Genomic DNA, 21826 nt, shown 5'->3' with positions numbered 1-21826 from the left:
ATGCTATGCAAATTTTAAATTTGCATAGCATTTTTTTAGTATCTAGAATATCTACTTCTTCTATTTCTTCTACGTCTCTTTGAATTAATCATTAATTTGATTATAACAAATATTAATACAATTATTAAAACTGTTATTAATAAGGCAAGAACATATACTCCAATATTAGCTTTTAATATTTGACCGACTTTTAAAGTGATTGATCCCTTAACTGTTTCACTATATTTTCCAGCAGTGAAAACTAAATCAACATTATTATTTGAAGCTACTTTCCATGCATTTAACTCATTAGAAGGAACTTCAAGAGTAGCATTTGTATCATTAAAATCATTCTTGTAGTATTCAATATCTTGATTTAATACTACTGGAGCAGTTATAGTTTTAGTAGGTCCAAAGAATTTAAATAACTTATAACTTAAATCTACAGTTGAAATTTCATCACCAGCTGATTTATAAGTTGTTTTTTCAGCATCATAACTATAATTAGCAATAGCTTCAGTATCGTTAAATACGTTCATTCCATCTGCACCGTATTCAGATCCAAGTACTACAGTAACTAAATTTCTACCATTTCTATTATAGAAACCTACAAAACAATGTCCAGCTTTTGTTTCATTACCAGTTTTACCACCAATATTACCATCAACACCAAGAATTTTATCTCTTGTTTCTATATAGATTTTTTTACCATCTAATGTAACAGAAGTTTTAGCTAATCCGCTAGCCTCTCTTACCCAGTCATTTTGATATGCTGCACTAGCAATAAGTGCTAAATCATAAGCAGTAGTTACATTATGATTATTAGGATCTGTTTCTAATCCGTTTGGACTAACAAAATGGCTATTTACAGCTCCAATCTCTTTAGCTTTCTCATTCATTAATTCAGAAAAGGCATCAACAGAGCCAGCAACAGATTCTGCCATCATTACAGCAGCATCATTTGCTGAATATACCATTACAGCATTCATAACTTCATCTGCAGTTAAAGTATCGCCAGCTTTAGCAGTATTACCTATAAAATTAGTTAATGCAGTTTCAGTAACAGCAGCAGATACATCACTATAAGAAATGATATCGCTCTTGTTTTTATTTTCTGCAAAAAGTAAAGATGTTAATAGTTTAGTTGTACTAGCTGGTGAACGTTGAACATCCGCATTTTTAGAGTAAATTATTTCACCAGTATCCATATCCATTGTTATAGCAGAAGCCCCTATTATTTGAGGCTCAGTAGCAGCAAATGCTTTAGTTGTATTAAAAAATGGTGCTACTAAAGTTAAGCAAATAACTAACATTAGTGCTCTAAAAAATTTTTTTGACATAAATCTCCCCGTCCTTCTTTATAAGTAAATAATTTTTTAATTTTTTATTTAGTATTTAATCTAGTAATCATAACTTCTTTAGCTTTTAGTTCTAAGCTATCATCTAGTTTTTCTAATGCCACCTCTGAATATTTAATTTCAAGTGCCATTTTAATAAATCTATCTGCAAGTTCAGGGTTTTTTGCTAAAAGTGAACCATGGAAATAAGTGCAGTAAGTATTTTTATATATACATCCTTCATAGCCATCAGAACCATTATTTCCATATCCATGTATGCATTTACCTAATGGTTTAAGGCCATTAAGATAAGTTCTACCAGAATGATTTTCAAAGCCAACATAAGTTTCATTGAAGTCTTCATTATATATTACAGTATCTCCAATAAATCTAGTATCACCAGCTTCTGTGTATATATCTAATATACCTAACCCCTCAATTCTTTCACCATTTGGAGCAGTATAGTATTTTCCAAGCAATTGATAACCACCACAAATAGCTATTAAAACTTTACTATTATTAATATATCTAGATAATTCTTCTTTTTTATTATTCATTAAATCAGCAGAAACTATTGATTGCTCATAGTCTTGACCACCACCGAAGAATACAATATCATAATCATCAGCATTAAATTCATCATTTAAAGAAACATTTATTATATTAACTTTAATTCCACGTTCTTCAGCTCTATGCTTTAAAATTAATATATTACCCACATCGCCATAAACATTTAAAAGATCTGGATAAAGGTGACAAATATTTAATTCCATAAGCTCCTCCTATATTACCAAAGGTTTTTAATATATCCTTTAGAGTGTAAATACTTTCTATAGTTTATCATTGCAGTATAAGTAGCTAAAATATATAGCTTTTTATTTTTACCATCTCTAATTTTAGATGTTAGATTTTCATAATCTTCTTCAATGATAAGCTTTGAAGAAGGTATTCCTGCAGTTTTAAGTCTTACTGCCATATCAAAGGCTCTAAGTCCTGATACATATACTTCATCTAAATCTGCATCTTTTAAATTTTCAAAATTAACATCCCAAATCCAAGAGACGTCTCTACCATCTGCATAATTATCATTAAGTAAGAATGCACATGAGAAAGAATCTTTATTAAGGCATAAGGTGTCTAATGCTTGATTATATCCAGCTGGATTTTTAACAAGTATAATTTTAACTTCTTTATCATCAATGTTTATTATTTCTTGTCTACCAAAGCTAGAACTTTGACTTTCTAAAGATTTTTTTATTGTACTATCATCAACATTAAGTTCCTTTGCAATTGAATAAGCACAAAGAGCATTATAGATATTATAAACACCAGATTGTCCAAGAAAAATTTCAGTATCTCCAAATTTAACAGTTGAGCTTTCAGCTGTTAATTCTAAAACTTCATCTACACCATACTTTATTTTAGGATGAGTGTAACCACAGCCTGTACAGTAGTAATCCCCTAAATGATTATATGTAACAAAATTATAACTATAAGGAGTTTTGCAGAACTTACAGAACTTTGAGTCTGCATTTACATCTATAGTTTTATTTTCGTTTATTGGAGTTTTAAATCCATAGAAAACTAATTCATTTTTAACATCTAACTTTCCAAGAAGAGACTCATCTCCATTAAGAACAAGTTTACTTTCAGGAACAAGAGTTATACCTTCTAAAATTTTAGTTAATGTAGTATATACTTCCCCATATCTATCAAGCTGATCTCTGAAAAGATTAGTTACTGTTATTATTTCAGGAGTAATATATTTTGTAATATATTTTAAATTTGCTTCGTCTACTTCAATAATTGCATATTTATTTTCATCTTTGTTGAAAAATTTATAGTTTTCTACAAATGTAGTAACTATACCTGGGAAAAGATTTGCACCTGTATTATTAGTTATAACAGGATATCCTTTTTCTTTAATGATGTTATAAATCATGCTTGTAGTAGTAGTTTTACCATTAGTTCCTGTAACCAAAACTACTTTATATCCCTTAGAAACAGTAGCTAATATATTGCCATCTAGTTTTAAAGCCACCCTCCCTGGGAAAGTAGTTCCACCTTTTAAAATAGTCTTAGTAAGAAATAATGTGAATTTTGTTGCTAATATACTTAGAATTGACTTAATACTAATTTCCTTCACCACCTACAATAATTTATTTACATTATTAACAATAATATTGAAATATAAACATTTTAATAGCAAAGATTAAATTATTCATTTTAGTTTTTAACATCTCTGCTTTAAATGACATATCAATACTAAAATAGTATAACACAAAGTTACGTTTTAACAAATCTATCTTTTTATTATATTTAAGCTAAATTAAAAAAATTTATAAAAAAGTCTAAATTGTAAAAAAATAATTAAAAACAACTATATATAATTGACACTAGTGAAATGCAGGATAATAATATAAGTAAAAAACTGAAAAGAGGATTATAGTTTTGAAAAGATTTTGTTTTAGAGATATAGAAGGAAAAGAAATTAAGTGCTATAAATGGACAACCTCTGAAAAACCAAAGGGAATAGTGCAAGTTGTTCATGGCATGACCGAATATGCTTTAAGGTATGATTATTTTGCAGAAAAACTTTGTGAAAATGGTTATACTGTTTATGCTCATGATCACAGAGGACATGGAGAAACTTCAAAAGAAGATGAAGAAAGAGGATATATTGCAGATAATGAAGGATTTGATATTTTAGTTGAAGATGTAAAAGAATTAACAGATATAATAAAAGAAGAAAATCCAAATGTACCAATAATATTGTTTGGCCATAGTATGGGTTCATTTGTAAGTCAAAGATATATAGAATTATATGGAAATGAAATTGATGGAGTTATTTTATCAGGAACTAATGGAAGACCAGATAAAATTACTAAACTTGGTATTTTAATTTCTAAAATTGAGATTATATTAAGAGGAAGAAAAGCAAAAAGTAAACTTATGGATAAATTATCCTTTGGAAGCTTTAATTCTAATTTTAAACCTAATAGAACAGATTATGATTGGTTATGTTCAGTAGAAGAAGAAGTGGACAAGTATATAGAAAGTCCTATGTGTGGCTTTATTTGTACAACATCATACTATTATGATTTAATAAGAGGCTTGTGGAAAATCAATAAGAAAGAAAATTTAAGACAGATACCTAAAAATCTACCAATATTTATTTTTGCTGGCGATAAAGATCCTGTAGGTAAGTTTGGACATGGGATAGTTAGAGTTAATAAATATATAAACTGTTAATAAAATGGGTAAACATTATTTCTTATTATGAAACATATATTTCTATTAGTAATAATAAGAGGTGATGGGAATGAAAAAGAAAAAGAAAAAGAAAATTAAAATTAAAATGCAAGTAAATAAAGCTCCTAAAGGGAAAAGAAAAAATATTATTAAAGAAATATTTTGTGTAAATAATAAGTTTGATTTTATTGGATTATTAAAGAATATTGCAATGCCTGTAGTTGGAGGAGTATTAGTGGGATTAATTACTAAAGGTTCAATGGATACATATGATTCATTAAAAAAGAGTATGATTACCCCTACTAATATTGTTTTTCCAATTGTCTGGTTAATATTATATGGATTAATGGGACTTGCTGCCTATAGAATATATATGAATAATAAAGATGGAAAAAATGATTATAATGGATACTTTTATTATTTTATTCAACTACTAATAAATTTCTTATGGGCAATAATATTTTTTAATTTAAGATTATATGGAATATCATTTATATTAACAATAGTTTTATTGGTTTTAATTATAATTACTACTGTAAAATTCTTTAAAGTTGATAAAATAGCAGGTGCATTAATGATACCTTATATAGCATGGGTAGCCTTTGCTTCATATTTAATATTTTATATTTGGATGTTTAATGAGATGTAAGAAATTAATTTGAATTATAAAAATAAATAGGATAAAATATAAATCTGGTAATGTATTAATACAGGTTTAAGGAGAAGAGTATTTTGAAAAAAGTAATTATAGCAGAAAAACCATCAGTAGCTAAAAATATAGCAGATGCATTTAAGATAAAAACAAGAAGAGATGGTTATTATGAAGGCGAAGATTATTTAGTAACATGGGCTTTTGGTCATTTATTTCAATTATTTGATGCAAAAGATTATGATGGAAATATGAAAGGATGGAGAATGGATAAATTTCCATTTATACCTGAAGAATTTAAATACAAAGTTAAATGTGATAACGTAAATAGAAATGTTACAGATAAAGGTGCTGAAAAGCAAATTAATATAATTAAGACATTAATAGAGCGTGATGATGTAGATGGCGTTATATCTGCTACCGACCAAGACCGTGAGGGAGAACTTATATCACTAGAAGTATTTATGTATTTAAATCAAAATAAGCCTATATATAGATTATTACTGAACGAATGGACACCAGATGAAGTTAAAAAAGGGATGAATAACTTAAAGGAAAATATAGAAATGAAATCCCTTCAAGATGCAGGTATAAGCAGACAATGGGCTGATTGGATTATAGGAATAAATTTAACTTCAGTAGCAACATTAAGATATGGTGGTACGGGTAAAGAGAGCAAAATGATTAATATAGGAAGAGTATTACTTCCTACATTAAAAATCATATATGATAGAGATAAAGAAATAGAAAATTTCAAAGCATCTACATATTATAAGCTGTTAGCAACTTTTAAGACAAAAAATAATGAAGAGTTTGAAGGAACTTATTATAATGAAAATAATAATGAAAAATTTGAAGATAAAAAAGTTGTTGAAGAATTAAAAAAGCAGCTAAAAGATAAACAAGGTGAAGTTGTGGAGAAGCAAGTAGAGAAGAAAAGAGAATATGCTCCACTCTTATTTAATTTATCTAACTTACAGGGACATATAACTAGTAAATACAAAGGTTGGACATCAGATAAAGTATTAAAGGTAGCACAAAGCCTTTATGAAAAGAAGTTTACTACTTATCCTAGAACAGGAAGTGTAGCCTTAGATGAAAGTTTAAAGGATAAAACAAGAAAGGTTTTAGAAACTGTAAAGAAAGGCTTACCATATGAAGAACAAATTAAATTTATAGATAACAAAAGAATATTTGATAATTCTAAGGTAGAAAGCCATAGTGCTATAATTCCAACATATATTAGGCCTACGGGGTTAAGCAAAGATGAAGAAATAGTTTATAATGCAATTAAAAATAGATTTATAATGCAATTTATGCCAATAGCAGAATTTGAAGAGACTAAATTAACAGTAAAGGTTCATGATGAAAACTTTAAAGGTACTTTTACTGCTAAGGGTAGAGTTCAAAGAGTTGAAGGATGGCGTGTAGTTGAAAAGATTGAAACAAAGGATACTATTTTACCATTTGTAAGCGAAAAGGAAATGGTGCAAGTAGTTGATGGTAAGGTTAATACAGTAACTAAGAAGCCACCAAAGCTTCATAATGAAAAAACTCTATTAAGAGTTATGGAGACTTGTGGAAAGAGTTTTAAAGATGAAGAAGATTCACCAGAAATGATGCAGGCAATCCTAAGTGGATTTAGTATAGGAACACCAGCAACAAGAGCTGAAACTATTAAGAAGTTAAAGGATACTGGATATATTAAATCAAAGGGGAAGAGTTTAACTTGTACTGAACTTGGAAGAACATTAGTTGAAATATTCCCAGTTAAAGAGCTTTTAGATTTAGAATATACAGGAAGATTGGAAAAGACTTTATCTGATATAGAAAAAGGTAAATTTAAAAAAGATGATTTCTTAACTATGATAAAGAATTTTACAGTGGAAGCTGTAGATGATATTAAGAAAGATACAGCTATGCTAAAAAACTTTAAGGTAGCATTACCAGAAGGTATAGAAAGTATAGGAAAATGCCCTGTATGTGGTAATGATATTATTGAAGGTGAAAAAGGTTTCGGTTGTATTAACTGGAAAAACGGATGTAAGTTTACTATTTGGAAAAATGATAAGTTTATAGAGGCTATGGGTAAAAAGGTAACTAAGGAAATGGTTGCATTATTACTTGAAAATGGAAAAGTAGGTTTTAGAAATCTTAAGAGTAAGAAAGGGACTTTCTTCTCAGCTTATTTAAGATATGAAAAAGATGAAAAGACAGGATATTATAACTGGAAAATGGAGTTTATAAATTAAACAGTATTTAAAATAAAAGACCATAAGATATGTAAGTGTATATACTATATCTTATGGTTTTTTTCTACATAAAAATTGATAAAATAGAGTAGCAAACAGGTGCTAAAAATACAGTGATTATTCCTGCAACTCCAATTGATAATGAACTCATGGCACCTTCAGTTTCACCTATTTCTAAGGCTTTACTTGTTCCAACAGCATGGGAAGCAGTTCCAAGAGAAACACCTTTAGCAATTGGATGATTAATTCTTAAAATCTTAAATACAGTAGGTCCAACTACAGCACCGATTATTCCAGAAAGAACAATAGCAAGAACTGTTATAGATGAAATTCCACCTAAACTATTAGTTATTTCAATACCTATAGGTGTAGTAACACTTTTTGATAATAAAGAAACTGTTAAACTACTGTCTAATCCTAAGAAAAGTGATATGGAAACAACTGATAATACACTAACTAAACTTCCAACAAAAATTCCAGTAAATATAGGTAAAAAGTTTTTCTTAAGTAGTGGTAAGTTTTTGTATAGTGGAACAGCTAAAACAATTGTTGCCGGTCCTAAAAAAATATTAATAAATTGTCCACCCTTATTATACGTATCAAAATCAATATTAAATATTTTCAAAAATCCAATTACAAGTATTGCAGCTATTAAAAGTGGATTAAAAAGTGGAAATTTTGTTTTTCTATAAATAAATAGACCTATTTCAAAAGCAACTAAAGAAATGAATATTCCAAAAAATATGTTGTTTGTAAACACTTCCATTTAATTAAGCCCCCTTTTTGTTAATTGTATTTTTTTTATCTTCTTTGACGGACTTTCTATTACATATAAATTGAACCGTGATGCCTGTAACAGCAATAACGATTATAGTGGTTAATATGCATAGAAGTATTATTTTAAAAATGCTTCCTTTAAGAGAGGCAAAAGATGTCATAAGACCTACGGAAGCAGGAATGAAGAAAAATGCTAAGTGATCTAAAAAGAAGTTAGCTAAATTTTCAACCTTTTCAACTTTTATAATATTTGATGTTAATAAAACAAATAGTAAGATCATTCCTACTATATTTCCAGGTATGGGTAAATTAAGAAATTTTGAAAGTATCTCACCTGCGAAATAAATACTAAGAAGTAATATAGATTCTCTAAAGAATTTCATTATAGATCATTCCTTTCTTTCATACACAAATACTTTAACACTAAAAAAAAAAATAGTAAATACTTATAAAATTTATATAAATTTAAAATTACATTAATTAACAAAAAATAACTATAAATCATAATATGAATCATAATAATATAATTAGTTTACCTAAAAAGGAGTAGGAATGAGTAAATTCTTAAAAAAATTTGCTGCCATTATAGGGGTAGTAGCTATTATAGGAACTGCTTTAGTAGGGTGTCAAAAAGCAGCATCTAAAGATAATAGTAGTGGAACTAGCGAGGAGTTAAAAACTGTAAGATTAAACGAAGTTGTTAGATCTGTTTTTTATGCACCAATGTATGTAGCAATTAGTGAAGGCTTTTTTGAGGAAGAAGGTCTACAAATTGACTTATCTACAGGACAAGGTGCAGATAAAACAATGCAACAATTATTAAGTGGAAATGTAGATATTGGTTTTTCAGGTCCAGAACAAGCAGTTTATATCTATAATCAAGGTAGAGAGGACTATCCGGTAGTGTTTGGACAACTTACTCAAAGAGATGGTTCGTTTTTAGTTGGAAGAGAAGTAGAAGATAACTTTGATTGGGAATCATTAAAGGGAAAAGAATTAATTGGTGGAAGACCTGGTGGAATACCAGAAATGGCATTAGAGTATGTATTGAAAGAAAATGGATTAGATCCATTAACAGATGTTAATATGGTAACTAATATTGATTTTACAGCTACTTCAGGAGCATTTAAATCAGGTACTGGTGATTACGTAGCATTATTTGAGCCTACAGCAACAATGCTTGAAAATGATGGTGGTGGAAATATTGTAGCTTCTATTGGGGAATCAGCAGGTAATATAGCATATACATGCTTTTATACAACAAAATCATATATGGATGAAAATCCAGAAGTATTACAAAAGTTTACTAATGCAATATATAAAGGACAACAATGGGTTAAAGAACATACAAGTGATGAAGTTGCAGAGTCAATAGTTTCATATTTTCCAGGAACTGATGAAGTTGTAATAGCACAAGTTATTGATAATTATAAGAGCATAGATGCTTATTCAGAAACTCCAGTTGTTAGTGAGGATGGATTAAATAGATTAATGGATATAATTCAAGGTTATGATTCAAGTTTAATACAAACAAGACCAGACTTTGATACTATTGTAAACAATGATTTTGCAAATAAGGCTATAAAATAGTTAAGAGTTAGTAGTGTTGAGTTAGTAGTTAAGGTGAAAACTGCTACAACAGTTTCTAAAAAAATATATCTTATAAATTCAGCATAAGTTGAATTTATCCCATAACTCCTAACTCCAAACTATATCAAAAGGGTGGTGGAAAAGGTGAGTCTCTTAGAGATAAAAAATGTAAATATGAATTATCATAAGAAAGATGGAGTAACAGAGGCGTTAAAAGATATAAATTTTACCGTTGATAATGGAGATTTTATAAGTATAATTGGTCCATCAGGATGCGGAAAATCTACACTACTAAATATAATTAGTGGACTTTTACAACCTTCTTCAGGTGAAGTTAAATATAATGATCCAGAAGTTAAAAATAATTTAGATAAAATGGGTTATATGTTCCAAAAAGACTTTTTATTTCCATGGTTAACAGTAAGAGAAAATATAATGTTAGGGTTAAAGATAAAGAAAATATATACAAAGGAAAACATAGAATTTGCATGCGAATTATTAAAAAACTATGGATTAGAAAAGTTTGAAAAGCATAAACCAACTGAATTATCAGGAGGAATGAGACAAAGGGTAGCACTTATAAGAACATTAGCATTAAAACCAGAAATATTATTATTAGATGAACCATTCTCAGCTTTAGATTACCAAAGTAGGTTAAAGGTTACAGATGATGTAGCTGAAATAATAAAAAAAGAAGGCAAAACTGCAATAATGGTTACTCATGACTTAGGTGAGGCTATAACAATGTCTAAAAGGGTAATAGTTTTAAGTGCTAGACCTGCAACTATTAAAGATGATGTAATAATTTCATTTGAAAGAGATTATTTAACTCCATTTGATAAAAGAAAAGAAAGTGAATATAATGAGTACTTTAAAAAGTTATGGGGGGAAATAGAGAATGCAAATGAATGAGGAACATGAAATATATTTAAAAAATATTAAGAAAAGAAAAATTAAAATTACTATTCTTAGAATTGCTATTTTAGTTATATTTATTGCATTATGGGAAGTTGCAGCACAACTTAAATGGATAGATCCCTTTTTAACATCGAGTCCTAGTAGGATTGTTAAATCACTAATTAAATTTATAAATGAAGGAACATTAGCAAGGCATATTTGGGTAACTTGTTATGAAACTATATTAGGATTTCTTTTAGGAACAGTTCTTGGTGTTATAATAGCTGTTTTATTATGGTCATCAGAAACAGCATCTAAAGTATTAGATCCTTATTTAGTAGTTTTAAATGCACTTCCTAAGGTTGCATTGGCACCTATAATTATATTTTGGGTTGGAAATGGAACTTCAGCTATTATAACTATTGCTTTATTAATTTCAATAGTCACAACCATAATAAGTGTTTTAACAGGATTTAAAGAAGTAGACAAGGGAAAAATATTATTAATGAAAACATTCAGAGCAAGCAAATGGCAAACATTAAGATATTTGATATTTCCAGCATGTGTTCCAGTTATAATATCAGCTCTAAAGATAAATGTAGGATTATCTTGGGTAGGGGTAATTATGGGGGAATTCCTAGTTGCTAGAGAAGGGCTTGGCTTCTTAATTATATATGGTGGACAAATAGCACAATTAGATATGGTAATGATGAGTATAGTAATTTTATCAGTTATAGCTTTTATAATGTATGAGATAGTAGCAGTTATTGAAAATAAGCTCATAAAAAAAGATGATGTATAAAATTAAAAGAGAAAGAAAGTGGATTAGGAGTTAAAGGTTTGGTTATATGACTTTTAACTCCTAATTTATTGATTTTATAAACGTAATTCTACAATATTTTTTTGTTTTTTTAATAAAGAATTGAAAAATAATAAAGTTTTTGGTAATATTATAATATATGATGAAAAATATTAAACCAATATGGAGGCTTTATGGAAAGAAAGAAGAACCACTCCTTAAAGGAAAATAAACAAGTAAATAAAGAAAATACATATATAGGATCAATAGTAACTTTAGTTTTTTCAATAGTTTTTGCATTTGTAGTATTAGTATCAATACAGGCTATAATGGGAGATAAAACAGTAACAATAGCTAACAATAAAGCTGAACAATATTATTACGATGGAAAATTTGATGATGCTATTAATGAGTATATGTCAATGCAAAATAATGATAGTTGGCCAATATGGACTGCTAAAGCTGCAGAAATATATTCTGTAAAAGGTGATATAACACAATCAGATAACTTATTAAGAGAAGCTATAGTAAAAAGAGATAAGCTAATGCTAGAAAGCGGAGATAAATACATAGAGCAAGATAAAGAACTAATTAATGAAGTTGTATTTACTTTCTATATAAACAATGAATTAGATCAAGCGGAAAGCCTTGGAGAATATTATTTACCTACATATAATACATATAAACCATTATTAAAAACTATGTTTGCAGTATATCTAGCTAAGGGAGATAATAAATCAGCAAAGGAAATTGTTGATTCATATCCTGTAGATAATGAAAGTGCTTACGATTTAGCTGTTTTAGCTAAAATGCAAATTATGTTAGGAAATTACGATGATGGACTAGATAGTTTAAAGAAATCTTATGACTTAGATAAAAATGATATTAAGTCTTTTGATGTTATAATGGAAACTTGTGAATTTAATAAAAGTAAATTATTAAGCAAAATAAAGCAATTATCAAAGGAAAATCCAGAAGAAGAAGCTTATGAAGCTTGGTTAGATGAGATTAATGTATTAGATGAATCAAATATGGATTTATCAGAAGTTATAACTGATGAGATTAATATGAATATAGATGTTGATAAGTTAGATAAAGACTCATATGTATATAATTATATAGAAGCTTGGAAGTATTACAATAAAGGACAATATGATAAGGCATTAGAAGCTTGTAATGCTGCTATTGTAGCGAATGATGAATATGCAAATACTTTTGGAATTTTAATTCCTAAAATATTAATTGCAACAGAAAATTCTAATAAGGTTGAAGGATATTTTAGAACAGCTATATATAATGAACCATTTAACTATAACTTAATTACAAGTATAGGAAAAATATACGAAAATGATTTACAAAATTATGAGAAGGCTAAAGAAAGCTTTAATTTTGTATTATCATTAAATAAAGATGAAGATGCAATATATTATGATTTAGCTTTTGTTAATTTAGCTATGGAAAATACTGATGAAGCCATTAAGGACTTAAAGAAAGCAATATCATTAAATGAAGATTATTATAAATATTATAGAACTTTAGGAACTGTATATTTTAATAATAAAGATTATGATAAAGCAATTGAAAGTATAAGAAAAGCATATTCATTAAATGAAAATGATGTTTTATCACTTAATAATGCTGCTTGTTATTATATAATGATAGAGAAAGATATATGGAGAGGATATTCTAATATAGAATCTGCATATAATGATATGCCAAGTAATTTAGATAAAGAGTTAAAAGATTTGATTACAAGTAACTATGAAGCAATTAAAAAAGTATATGATAAATATGTTAATGATGAAAGCACAGTTATTAATATTGATAATTTAGAGTTAGCATATTAATAAAGATAAATAAATAATATAGAAATATAAAAGGTAGATTATAGTAATCTACCTTTTTGTTATTAATAATTTCAAAAAGCTAATAATTAAAAAATGCTTTCCAGATATTTGAATTTATGCTATTATAATAGAAGAATGAATATTCAGAATTTTACGAATAAGAATACAATAAGGAAAAATTTAACGGGGAAATGCTAAAAAATTATTAGATAATGGGGTAGGAGGAATTTTCAAATGGAACAAAAAATTAAAAAAATAGCTTTATTAACAGGTGGTGGAGATTGTCCAGGTTTAAATGCAGTAATAAGAGCGGTAACAAGAACAGCAATATTAAACTACGGCATTGAAGTAATAGGGTACAAGTTTGGATATAGAGGACTATATAATAATGATTTTATTCCATTAACATTAGATACAGTATCAGGAATATTACATAGAGGAGGTACTATTCTCTATAGTTCAAATAAAGATAATTTATTTGATTATCTTGTTGAAGAAAATGGTGAAATGGTAAAAAGAGATGTTTCTGATGTAGCAGTAGAAAATCTTAAAAAAGAAGGAGTTGACGTATTAGTAGTTATAGGAGGAGATGGTACATTAACATCTGCGAGAGATTTTGCAAGAAAAGGTGTTAAGGTAATAGGTGTTCCTAAGACTATTGATAATGATTTAGCATCAACAGATGTAACTTTTGGATTTAATACAGCAATTGATGTTGTAACTGAAGCTTTAGATAGACTTCATACAACTGCAGAATCACACCATAGAATAATGTTATGTGAGGTAATGGGTAGAAATGCTGGATGGATAGCATTAGAAGCTGGAATAGCAGGTTCAGCAGATATTATTTTATTACCAGAAATTCCATATGATATTAATAAGATTGCTGAAAAGGTAAAAGAGAGAGAAGAAGAAGGTAAAAACTTTACTATTATAGTTGTATCAGAAGGAGCTAAACCTAAAGACGGAGAAGTTGTAGTAGCAAAAATTGTTGCTGATAGCCCAGACCCTATAAGATTAGGGGGAATAGGTAATAAGCTTGCAGGTGATTTGGAAAAGCTAATTAAAGATCATGAAGTTAGATGTACAGTATTAGGTCACGTACAAAGAGGGGGTAACACTTCAACATATGATAGAATACTATCAACAAGATATGGTGTTGCAGCAGTTGAGCTTATGATGAGTGGTAAATTTGGAGAAATGGTTTGCTTAAAAGGTGATACTATAAGTAGCGATACTTTAGAGAATGTAATTGGACAAAGAACCAAAAATGTTAATATTGATGGTGAACTAGTACGAGTTGCTAAAAAAATAGGTATTACTTTTGCTGAATAAGTAATAATATTTTAATAATTTAAATATTATTAGTGGTAAGGGGAAATAATATAGAAGTAAGTTTAAATATGCTAAATTCTATATTTGAAACTTACCACTATTTTCGCATATAGAGAATAATGGGAAATTTTTGGAGGAATACTTCAAAATATTCTGACAATATGATATACTTATATTAAAGTAAGAGAAATATTTGAATCATTGGATTTAGGAGGGTATTATGAAAGAGATAAAGAAATATTTAGAATCAAGAATTGGAAAGTATAGTTTCTTTTTTGAGGATTTAAAAAGTGGATATGTGTATGGATACAATGAAAACGTTTCTATGATAGCTGCAGGATGTATGAAACTTCCAATTGCTGTTTCCTTAATAAAAGCAGTTGAAGATAAAAAAGTTGATTTTATGGATAGAGTAAAGATACAAAGTTCAGACAAAGTTTATGGAACTGGAATAATCCATGAATTTAATGAAAGAGAATATACAGTATTTGAACTTATGGTAATTATGTTGATTCAAAGTGATAATACAGCTGCTAATAAAATTATTGATATAGTAGGAATGGAACAAATAAATGAAGACATTATATCAATGGGATTAAAGAATACTAGATTAAATAGAAAGACAAATGATGAAAGAACAGCTATAACAGATGTTGAAAATATAACAACAGCTTATGATTTATCAAAAATATGGAAACACTTATCTAATGGGACTTTCTTAAGTAAAGATAATGGACAAATGCTTATAGATATTTTAAGAAGGCAGCAAATAAAAAATAAATTAGCTCTATACATTCCTGATGACCTAAAGATTGAAATATCCAGTAAAACAGGAGATAAAAAAGGTGTTGAAAATGATACAGCATATTTAGAACTGCCAAAAGGTAAATTTGTATTTACTGTTTTATCGCAAGATATACCTAATAGTGTATATGGAACAGTATCTTTAGCTAAATGTGGTAAAATGATGTGGGATGGTGTAATGAATAACTGGAATTAAAAAAATATTGACAAATTTTTAATGAAATGATATTCTAACACAAAGAACCTTTAAAGGAATCCGAGAGATTCATAAGGAAGTTGTAATAATACCCATATTGTAAGATTACTATACCTTCCTTATATAATGAGGAAGGTTTTTTGTATTCTTTAAATTTAACACTGTGATGTTAAAAAGGAGTGACAATAAATGAAAAACAAACATTTAATAAGTCCAATGGACTTTTCTAAGGAAGAACTTAATGAAATATTCGAATTAGCAGAAAAAATTATTTCAAATCCAAGAGAATTTTCACATATCTGTGATGGGCAAATCTTAGCCACACTTTTTTATGAACCAAGCACAAGAACAAGATTCAGTTTTGAAGCTGCAATGATGAGATTAGGTGGGAAAATATTAGGGTTTTCAGAGCCAAATTCAACTTCAAGTGCAAAAGGTGAAACATTAGCAGACACTATAAGAATGGTTTCTATTTATTCAGATATAATTGCAATGAGACATCCCAAAGAAGGATCAGCAAAAGTTGCAAGCATGTATTCATCAGTACCAGTTATTAATGCAGGAGATGGTGGACATCAACATCCAACTCAAACATTAACAGATCTATTAACTATAAAATCACAAAAAGGAACTTTAGAAGGACACAAGATTGGTATTTGTGGAGATTTAAAAAATGGGCGTACAGTACAATCATTAATTGCTGCTATGTCTAGATATAAAGGAACAGAGTTTATTCTTATATCTCCAAAAGAACTTGTAATACCAGAATATATTAGAGAAGAAGTATTAAAAAGAAATAATATATCATTTAGAGAAGTAGAAAATATAGAAGAAGTAATAGATGAATTAGATATTCTATATATGACAAGAATTCAAAAAGAAAGATTCTTTAATGAAGAAGAATATTTAAGATTAAAGGACTCTTATATATTAGATAATGAAAAAATGGCAAAAGCAAAGGAAGACATGATTGTAATGCATCCCCTTCCTAGAGTAAATGAAATTGCCACAGAAGTAGATAATGATAAAAGAGCAGTTTACTTTAAACAGGCTGAATATGGAATGTATGTAAGAATGGCTTTAATAGTTAAGTTACTGGGGGTAATGTAAATGCTACAAATAACTAGTATAAAAAATGGATTCATGTTAGATCATATAAAGGCTGGAATAGGGGTTAAAATATTTAGATATTTACACCTAGATAAATTAGGTCATCAAGTTGCATTAATAATAAATGCAGATAGTAAAAAGATGGGAAAAAAAGATATAATAAAAATCGAGAATATTGAAGAAATAAATTATACAGTACTTGGGTTATTATCTCCAGGTATTACTATAAATGAAGTTAGAAATGAAGTAATAGTTAGCAAAATAAAACCAGAATTACCAGAAAGGATTCAGGATATATTAATATGTGAAAATCCAAGCTGTATAACTTCACAAGAAAAGTATATACCTCATAATTTCACATTGGTTGACAGAGAAAAGGGAAGTTATAAATGTGAATATTGTGAACAGATAATAAATCCTAGCGAGGTGTAAATAGATGAACTTATTAATAAAGAATGCTAATGTAATAGATGCTTATGAAAGCTTCTATGGAGATATATTAATCATAGATGGAATAATAACGGAAATTGGAAAAGAAATAAATAAAGATGGAATAGATATAATAGATGCAAAAGGTTTAACTTTAATGCCTTCATTTATAGATACACATGCACACTTTAGAGATCCAGGCTTAACATATAAAGAAGATATGGAGAGTGGATCAAGAGCAGCAGTTAAAGGAGGATATACAGGGGTTTGCCTAATGGGTAATACAAATCCTATATGTTCAACTAAAGAAGTTGTTGAGTATGTAAGAAATAAGGCTAAAGAAGTAGGGTTAATAGATGTACATCAATGTGTTTCAATAACAGAAAATTTTGGTGGAAAATCTATAGAGCACTTAAATGCTTTTGATGAAGATAAAGAATTAGTTGCAATAACAGATGATGGTGTTGGTGTGATGGATTCTAGTATAATGATGAAAGCTATGGAAAAGGCTAAGAAAAATAATTGGATAGTTATGTCTCATGCAGAAGATAAAACATTCTCTAAGATTGATATGAGAATAGCCGAAGATTTAATGACTATAAGAGACTTATATTTAGCTAAGGTAACAAAGGCAAGGCTGCATATGGCACATGTAAGTACAATAGATTCTATTGAAGCAATAAGAAGAGCTAAAAAAGAAGGTTCTAATGTAACTTGTGAAGTAACACCACATCATATTGGTTTAACTACTGAAGAAAGCAATTATAGAGTAAATCCGCCAATAAGAGAACAAGCTGATGTAACTGCTATAATAGAAGGTATTAAAGATGGGACTGTAGATTGTATAGGTACTGATCATGCACCACATACTGAAGAAGATAAAGCAAAAGGAGCACCAGGAATGGTGGGAATTGAAACTGCATTTAGTATTTGTTACACAGAGCTTGTAAAGAAAAATGGAATTTCTGTAAATAAGCTAAGTGAGTTAATGTCAAAAAATCCAGCTAATATTTTAGGCATGAATAAAGGTAGTATTACTATAGGAAAAGATGGGGACTTAGTATTAGTTGATTTAAATAAAGAAATAGTTATTGATAAGGAAAAATTTGCTTCAAAAGGTAAGAATACTCCATTCCATGGAAGAAAATATTTTGGAGAAGTAGTAATGACTATAAAAGCTGGAAAAGTAATATATAGTGTTTAGTAAAGATAATAGGCTAAAATATGAAGATATTGAAAGGTGCGTAAGTTTTATGAAAAGTTTAATAATGGATAAATTATATAAAAGAGTTGAAGAAAGAGGAGTAGTTTGTTTAGGATTAGACACAGCTGTTGAATATATACCAGAACATGTTTTAGAAGGAAAAACTACTGAAGAAGCAATATTTGAATATAATAAGGCTATTATAGATGAAACTTTAGATGTTGTAGCTTGTTATAAAGTGCAAATTGCATATTATGAAGCTTTAGGATTAGCGGGTCTTATAGCATATAAGAAAACATTAGATTATTTAAGAGAAAAAGATGCTATTATAATTGCTGATATAAAAAGAGGAGATATAATGGCAACTGCTACTCAATATGCAAAGGGACATTTTAGTGGTGATTTTGAAGCTGATTTCATAACTTTAAGTCCTTATATGGGAATGGATAGCATAGAACCATACATGCCTTATATGGAAAGTGGAAATAAAGGAGTATTTGTACTAGTTAGAACTTCAAATCCAGGAGCTGAAGATATTGAAAATATAGATACTAAAGATGATAGTAAAGTTTATAAAGTTGTAGGAGATAAGCTTACTAAAATGGGTGAAAGTATTAAAGGTGAGTGTGGATATTCTGCAATAGGTGGAGTTATAGGATGTACTCATGTTGAAGAAGGTAAAGAAATAAGAGAAAGATATAAAGATATGTTCTTCTTAATACCAGGGTATGGGGCTCAAGGTGGAAAAGCTGAAGATGTAGCTTTATACTTAAGAGATGGAAATGGTGGAGTAGTAAATTCATCAAGAGCAATTCTTTTAGCTTATAAAAAGGAAAACAAACCAGCAGAATTTGCTGATTGTGCAAGAAGAGAAGCTATTAGAATGAGAGATGAAATAAGAAATGCAGTTAACAACCTTTAGGAGGAAAAGAATTTATGAAGTACACACAAGGTAAAATATTATTAAATGAAGAAATTCAAAATGGAATATATAAAATGGTTGTAGAAGATAAAAATGAAGCTAAAGCAGGACAGTTTTATATGTTAAAGCATAATGGCGCTACATTACTTCCAAGACCAATAAGTGTTTGTGAAACAAATAGAGAAACATTAACTTTTGTATATGCAGTAGTTGGAACAGGGACTAAGGAATTTGCAGAGTTAAAAGTTGGAGATTCAATAAGTTTAAATGGTCCTCTTGGAAATGGATTTAATGTAACTGATGATTTAGGTAGAGTTGCATTAGTAAGTGGAGGAATAGGAACAGCTCCAATGCTTGAAGTATCTAAAAAATTAAGACAAAACAGAAATGATATTAAGATGGATCTTTATGCAGGGTTCAGAGATGATATATACTTAATAGATGAAATAAAAGAATATGTTGATGATGCATATGTTTCAACTAATACTGGTAAACATGGACATAAAGGATTTGTAACTGAAATTTTAGATTTAGATAAATATGATACAGTACTTTGCTGTGGACCAGAAGTGATGATGAAGAGAGTAGTTGAAATGTGTAAAGAAAAGCAAGTAAAAGTATATGTTTCTATGGAAAAACATATGGCTTGTGGAGTAGGGGCTTGCCTTGTGTGTACTTGTAAAACTAAAGATGGAAATAAAAGAACATGTAAAGATGGTCCAGTATTTGATGGATACTATGTAGAATTATAATAAACCAAAGGAGAAGATAAAATGTTAAAAGTTAATATAAACGGATTAGATTTTAAAAACCCAGTAATAGCAGCATCAGGAACCTTTGGTTTTGGAGCAGAGTACAATAATTTTTATAATGTAGGAATTTTAGGTGGTATTTCTTCTAAAGGATTAACACTAAATGAAAAAGCGGGTAATGATGGAATAAGAGTATTTGAAACTCCTTCAGGAATGATGAATTCAGTTGGCCTTCAAAATCCAGGGATAGATAGATTTATAGCAGAAGAACTTCCAAAGATGAAAGAGCTAGGTACTAACATTATTGCAAATGTTGGTGGTGGATGTATAGAAGATTATGAAATAGCGTTAGAAAAACTTAGAGGAACTGATATAGATATGATAGAACTTAATATATCATGTCCTAATGTAAAATCAGGAGGAATGGCTTTTGGAATTAAATCAGAAGTAGCTTATGATGTTGTTAAGAAAGCAAAAGCGATAGTAGATAAGCCTTTAATGGTTAAATTATCACCTAATGCTGAAGATATTGTAGATATGGCTATAAAGTGTCAGGAGGCAGGGGCAGATTCATTATCTCTTATTAATACATTAAAAGGATTAGCAATAGATCCATATAAGAGAAAAGCTGTATTCAATAATGTATATGCAGGGGTATCAGGACCAGCTGTTAAACCTGTAGCCTTAAGAATGGTTCATGAGGTAGCTAAAGCAGTAGAAATACCAGTAATAGGTTTAGGTGGCATTACAACAGGATTAGATGCTATAGAATTTATGATGGCTGGTGCAAGAGCTGTTCAAATAGGAACTGTTAACTTCTTTAATCCAATGGCTGGTAAAGAAATCATTGAAGAAATGGAAGCTTTCTGCAAATCACAAGGAATTAAAGATATTAATGAAATAGTTGGAATAATATAAAGTAAATCACTATAAGTATGTAATTACTTATAGTGATTTTTTATATAAGTTAGTAAGGGGGATTAAAAGATGAAGAAGTATATATTATTTGATTTAGATGGTACAATTACAGACCCAAAGGAAGGGATAACAAAGGCAGTTGCATATGCATTAAATAAATTTGGAATTAAAGTAGATAATTTAAATGGGCTTTGTAAGTTTATAGGGCCACCATTAAAAGATTCCTTTATGGAATATTATAATTTTAGCGATGATGATGCAGAAAAAGCAATAGAATATTACAGAGAGTATTTTGCAGATAGAGGGATATATGAAAATCAAGTTTATGAAGGATTTGAAGATATACTTATTTCATTAAAAGAAAATAATAAAGTACTAATAGTTGCAACATCAAAACCTACAATATTTGCAGCAAAGATATTAGAGTACTTTAATTTGAATAATTATTTTAGCTTTGTAGGTGGAAGTAATCTTGATGGGACTAGAGCTAGAAAGAGTGAAGTCATTCAATATGTACTAGAAAAAAATGATATAAAAGATTTATCTGAAGTTGTTATGATTGGAGATAGAAAACATGATATCTATGGAGCTAAAGAAGCTGGGGTAGAGTCCATAGGGGTTTTATATGGATATGGAGATTATAAAGAATTATATGATAGTGGAGCAAATTATATAGTTAATGATGTTAAAGAATTAGGAACGTTGATTATGAATATATAATTTTAATGGTTGTAAGATTTTTAATGTTATTTAATATAGCTATAAAGAAAAAAATAG

General features: G+C 28.6%; 21 protein-coding genes. 16 read left to right on the top strand and 5 right to left on the bottom strand.

The window, feature by feature from the left end; translation table 11 throughout:
* Window positions 1–35: 35 nt before the first annotated feature.
* From I2E98_RS12070 to I2E98_RS12060, 3 genes are read right to left on the bottom strand one after another with little or no spacing between them, the layout of a single operon-like run.
* Entirely contained in the window at window positions 36–1319 is a 1284-nt protein-coding gene (locus I2E98_RS12070; protein ID WP_195469147.1) for a D-alanyl-D-alanine carboxypeptidase family protein, read from the bottom strand.
* Window positions 1320–1363: 44 nt separating this feature from the next.
* A complete protein-coding gene (locus I2E98_RS12065; RefSeq protein ID WP_195469146.1) occupies window positions 1364–2089 on the bottom strand; it encodes a type 1 glutamine amidotransferase in 726 nt (241 codons plus the stop codon).
* Between the two features lie 14 nt (window positions 2090–2103).
* Window positions 2104–3462 carry a Mur ligase family protein gene (locus I2E98_RS12060; RefSeq protein ID WP_195469145.1) on the bottom strand — a complete coding sequence of 453 codons (1359 nt, stop codon included), beginning with the start codon at window positions 3460–3462 and terminating at the stop codon, window positions 2104–2106.
* 305 nt (window positions 3463–3767) lie between these two features.
* On the opposite strand from I2E98_RS12060, the gene I2E98_RS12055 reads away from it, so the two are divergent.
* The 3 genes from I2E98_RS12055 (at window position 3768) to I2E98_RS12045 (ending at window position 7469) form a co-directional block, all read left to right on the top strand.
* Complete coding sequence (locus I2E98_RS12055) at window positions 3768–4568, top strand: alpha/beta hydrolase (RefSeq protein ID WP_207737612.1); 801 nt, start codon at window positions 3768–3770, stop codon at window positions 4566–4568.
* Window positions 4569–4638: 70 nt separating this feature from the next.
* Window positions 4639–5217, top strand: a complete 579-nt coding sequence (locus I2E98_RS12050; protein WP_195469144.1) for a TspO/MBR family protein — start codon at window positions 4639–4641, stop codon at window positions 5215–5217.
* Window positions 5218–5300: 83 nt separating this feature from the next.
* Window positions 5301–7469, top strand: coding sequence for a type IA DNA topoisomerase (locus tag I2E98_RS12045; RefSeq protein ID WP_195469143.1), 2169 nt, complete (start codon window positions 5301–5303; stop codon window positions 7467–7469).
* A 64-nt stretch (window positions 7470–7533) separates the two neighbouring features.
* Here I2E98_RS12045 and I2E98_RS12040 read toward each other — a convergent pair whose 3' ends face one another.
* Complete coding sequence (locus I2E98_RS12040) at window positions 7534–8235, bottom strand: LrgB family protein (RefSeq protein ID WP_195469142.1); 702 nt, start codon at window positions 8233–8235, stop codon at window positions 7534–7536.
* 4 nt (window positions 8236–8239) lie between these two features.
* Window positions 8240–8629 carry a CidA/LrgA family protein gene (locus I2E98_RS12035; protein WP_195469141.1) on the bottom strand — a complete coding sequence of 130 codons (390 nt, stop codon included), beginning with the start codon at window positions 8627–8629 and terminating at the stop codon, window positions 8240–8242.
* A gap of 169 nt (window positions 8630–8798) precedes the next feature.
* Between I2E98_RS12035 and I2E98_RS12030 the strand changes: the two genes are divergently transcribed.
* The 13 genes from I2E98_RS12030 (at window position 8799) to I2E98_RS11970 (ending at window position 21769) form a co-directional block, all read left to right on the top strand.
* Window positions 8799–9836 carry an ABC transporter substrate-binding protein gene (locus I2E98_RS12030; protein WP_195469140.1) on the top strand — a complete coding sequence of 346 codons (1038 nt, stop codon included), beginning with the start codon at window positions 8799–8801 and terminating at the stop codon, window positions 9834–9836.
* A 144-nt stretch (window positions 9837–9980) separates the two neighbouring features.
* Window positions 9981–10748: an ABC transporter ATP-binding protein gene (locus tag I2E98_RS12025; protein WP_195469139.1), complete on the top strand. Its 768-nt coding sequence runs from the start codon at window positions 9981–9983 to the stop codon at window positions 10746–10748.
* On the top strand, window positions 10741–11535 hold the full coding sequence (locus I2E98_RS12020) for an ABC transporter permease (protein ID WP_195469157.1): 795 nt from the start codon (window positions 10741–10743) through the stop codon (window positions 11533–11535). The genes I2E98_RS12025 and I2E98_RS12020 overlap by 8 nt, the downstream gene beginning before the upstream one ends.
* Window positions 11536–11726: 191 nt before the next feature.
* On the top strand, window positions 11727–13379 hold the full coding sequence (locus tag I2E98_RS12015; RefSeq protein ID WP_195469138.1) for a tetratricopeptide repeat protein: 1653 nt from the start codon (window positions 11727–11729) through the stop codon (window positions 13377–13379).
* A gap of 234 nt (window positions 13380–13613) precedes the next feature.
* Entirely contained in the window at window positions 13614–14714 is a 1101-nt protein-coding gene (locus tag I2E98_RS12010; RefSeq protein WP_195469137.1) for a 6-phosphofructokinase, read from the top strand.
* Window positions 14715–14934: 220 nt separating this feature from the next.
* Window positions 14935–15714, top strand: a complete 780-nt coding sequence (locus tag I2E98_RS12005; protein ID WP_195469136.1) for a serine hydrolase — start codon at window positions 14935–14937, stop codon at window positions 15712–15714.
* Window positions 15715–15903: 189 nt separating this feature from the next.
* Complete coding sequence (pyrB, locus tag I2E98_RS12000) at window positions 15904–16824, top strand: aspartate carbamoyltransferase (RefSeq protein WP_195469135.1); 921 nt, start codon at window positions 15904–15906, stop codon at window positions 16822–16824.
* Window positions 16825–17256 carry an aspartate carbamoyltransferase regulatory subunit gene (locus I2E98_RS11995; RefSeq protein ID WP_195469134.1) on the top strand — a complete coding sequence of 144 codons (432 nt, stop codon included), beginning with the start codon at window positions 16825–16827 and terminating at the stop codon, window positions 17254–17256.
* A gap of 4 nt (window positions 17257–17260) precedes the next feature.
* Window positions 17261–18457, top strand: coding sequence for a dihydroorotase (locus I2E98_RS11990; protein ID WP_195469133.1), 1197 nt, complete (start codon window positions 17261–17263; stop codon window positions 18455–18457).
* A 49-nt stretch (window positions 18458–18506) separates the two neighbouring features.
* A complete protein-coding gene (gene pyrF / locus I2E98_RS11985) occupies window positions 18507–19379 on the top strand; it encodes an orotidine-5'-phosphate decarboxylase (RefSeq protein ID WP_195469132.1) in 873 nt (290 codons plus the stop codon).
* Window positions 19380–19393: 14 nt separating this feature from the next.
* Window positions 19394–20131 (top strand): dihydroorotate dehydrogenase electron transfer subunit, encoded by a 738-nt coding sequence (locus I2E98_RS11980; RefSeq protein WP_195469131.1) that lies wholly within the window; start codon window positions 19394–19396, stop codon window positions 20129–20131.
* A gap of 21 nt (window positions 20132–20152) precedes the next feature.
* On the top strand, window positions 20153–21049 hold the full coding sequence (locus I2E98_RS11975) for a dihydroorotate dehydrogenase (RefSeq protein ID WP_195469130.1): 897 nt from the start codon (window positions 20153–20155) through the stop codon (window positions 21047–21049).
* A gap of 69 nt (window positions 21050–21118) precedes the next feature.
* A complete protein-coding gene (locus I2E98_RS11970; protein ID WP_195469129.1) occupies window positions 21119–21769 on the top strand; it encodes an HAD family hydrolase in 651 nt (216 codons plus the stop codon).
* Window positions 21770–21826 lie beyond the last annotated feature (57 nt).

Source organism: Clostridium sp. D43t1_170807_H7 (assembly GCF_015555905.1).
Taxonomy (GTDB): Bacteria; Bacillota; Clostridia; order Clostridiales; family Clostridiaceae; genus Clostridium.
Note: the sequence above shows the minus strand (reverse complement) of the source record. Positions and strands in the feature narration are given on the sequence as shown.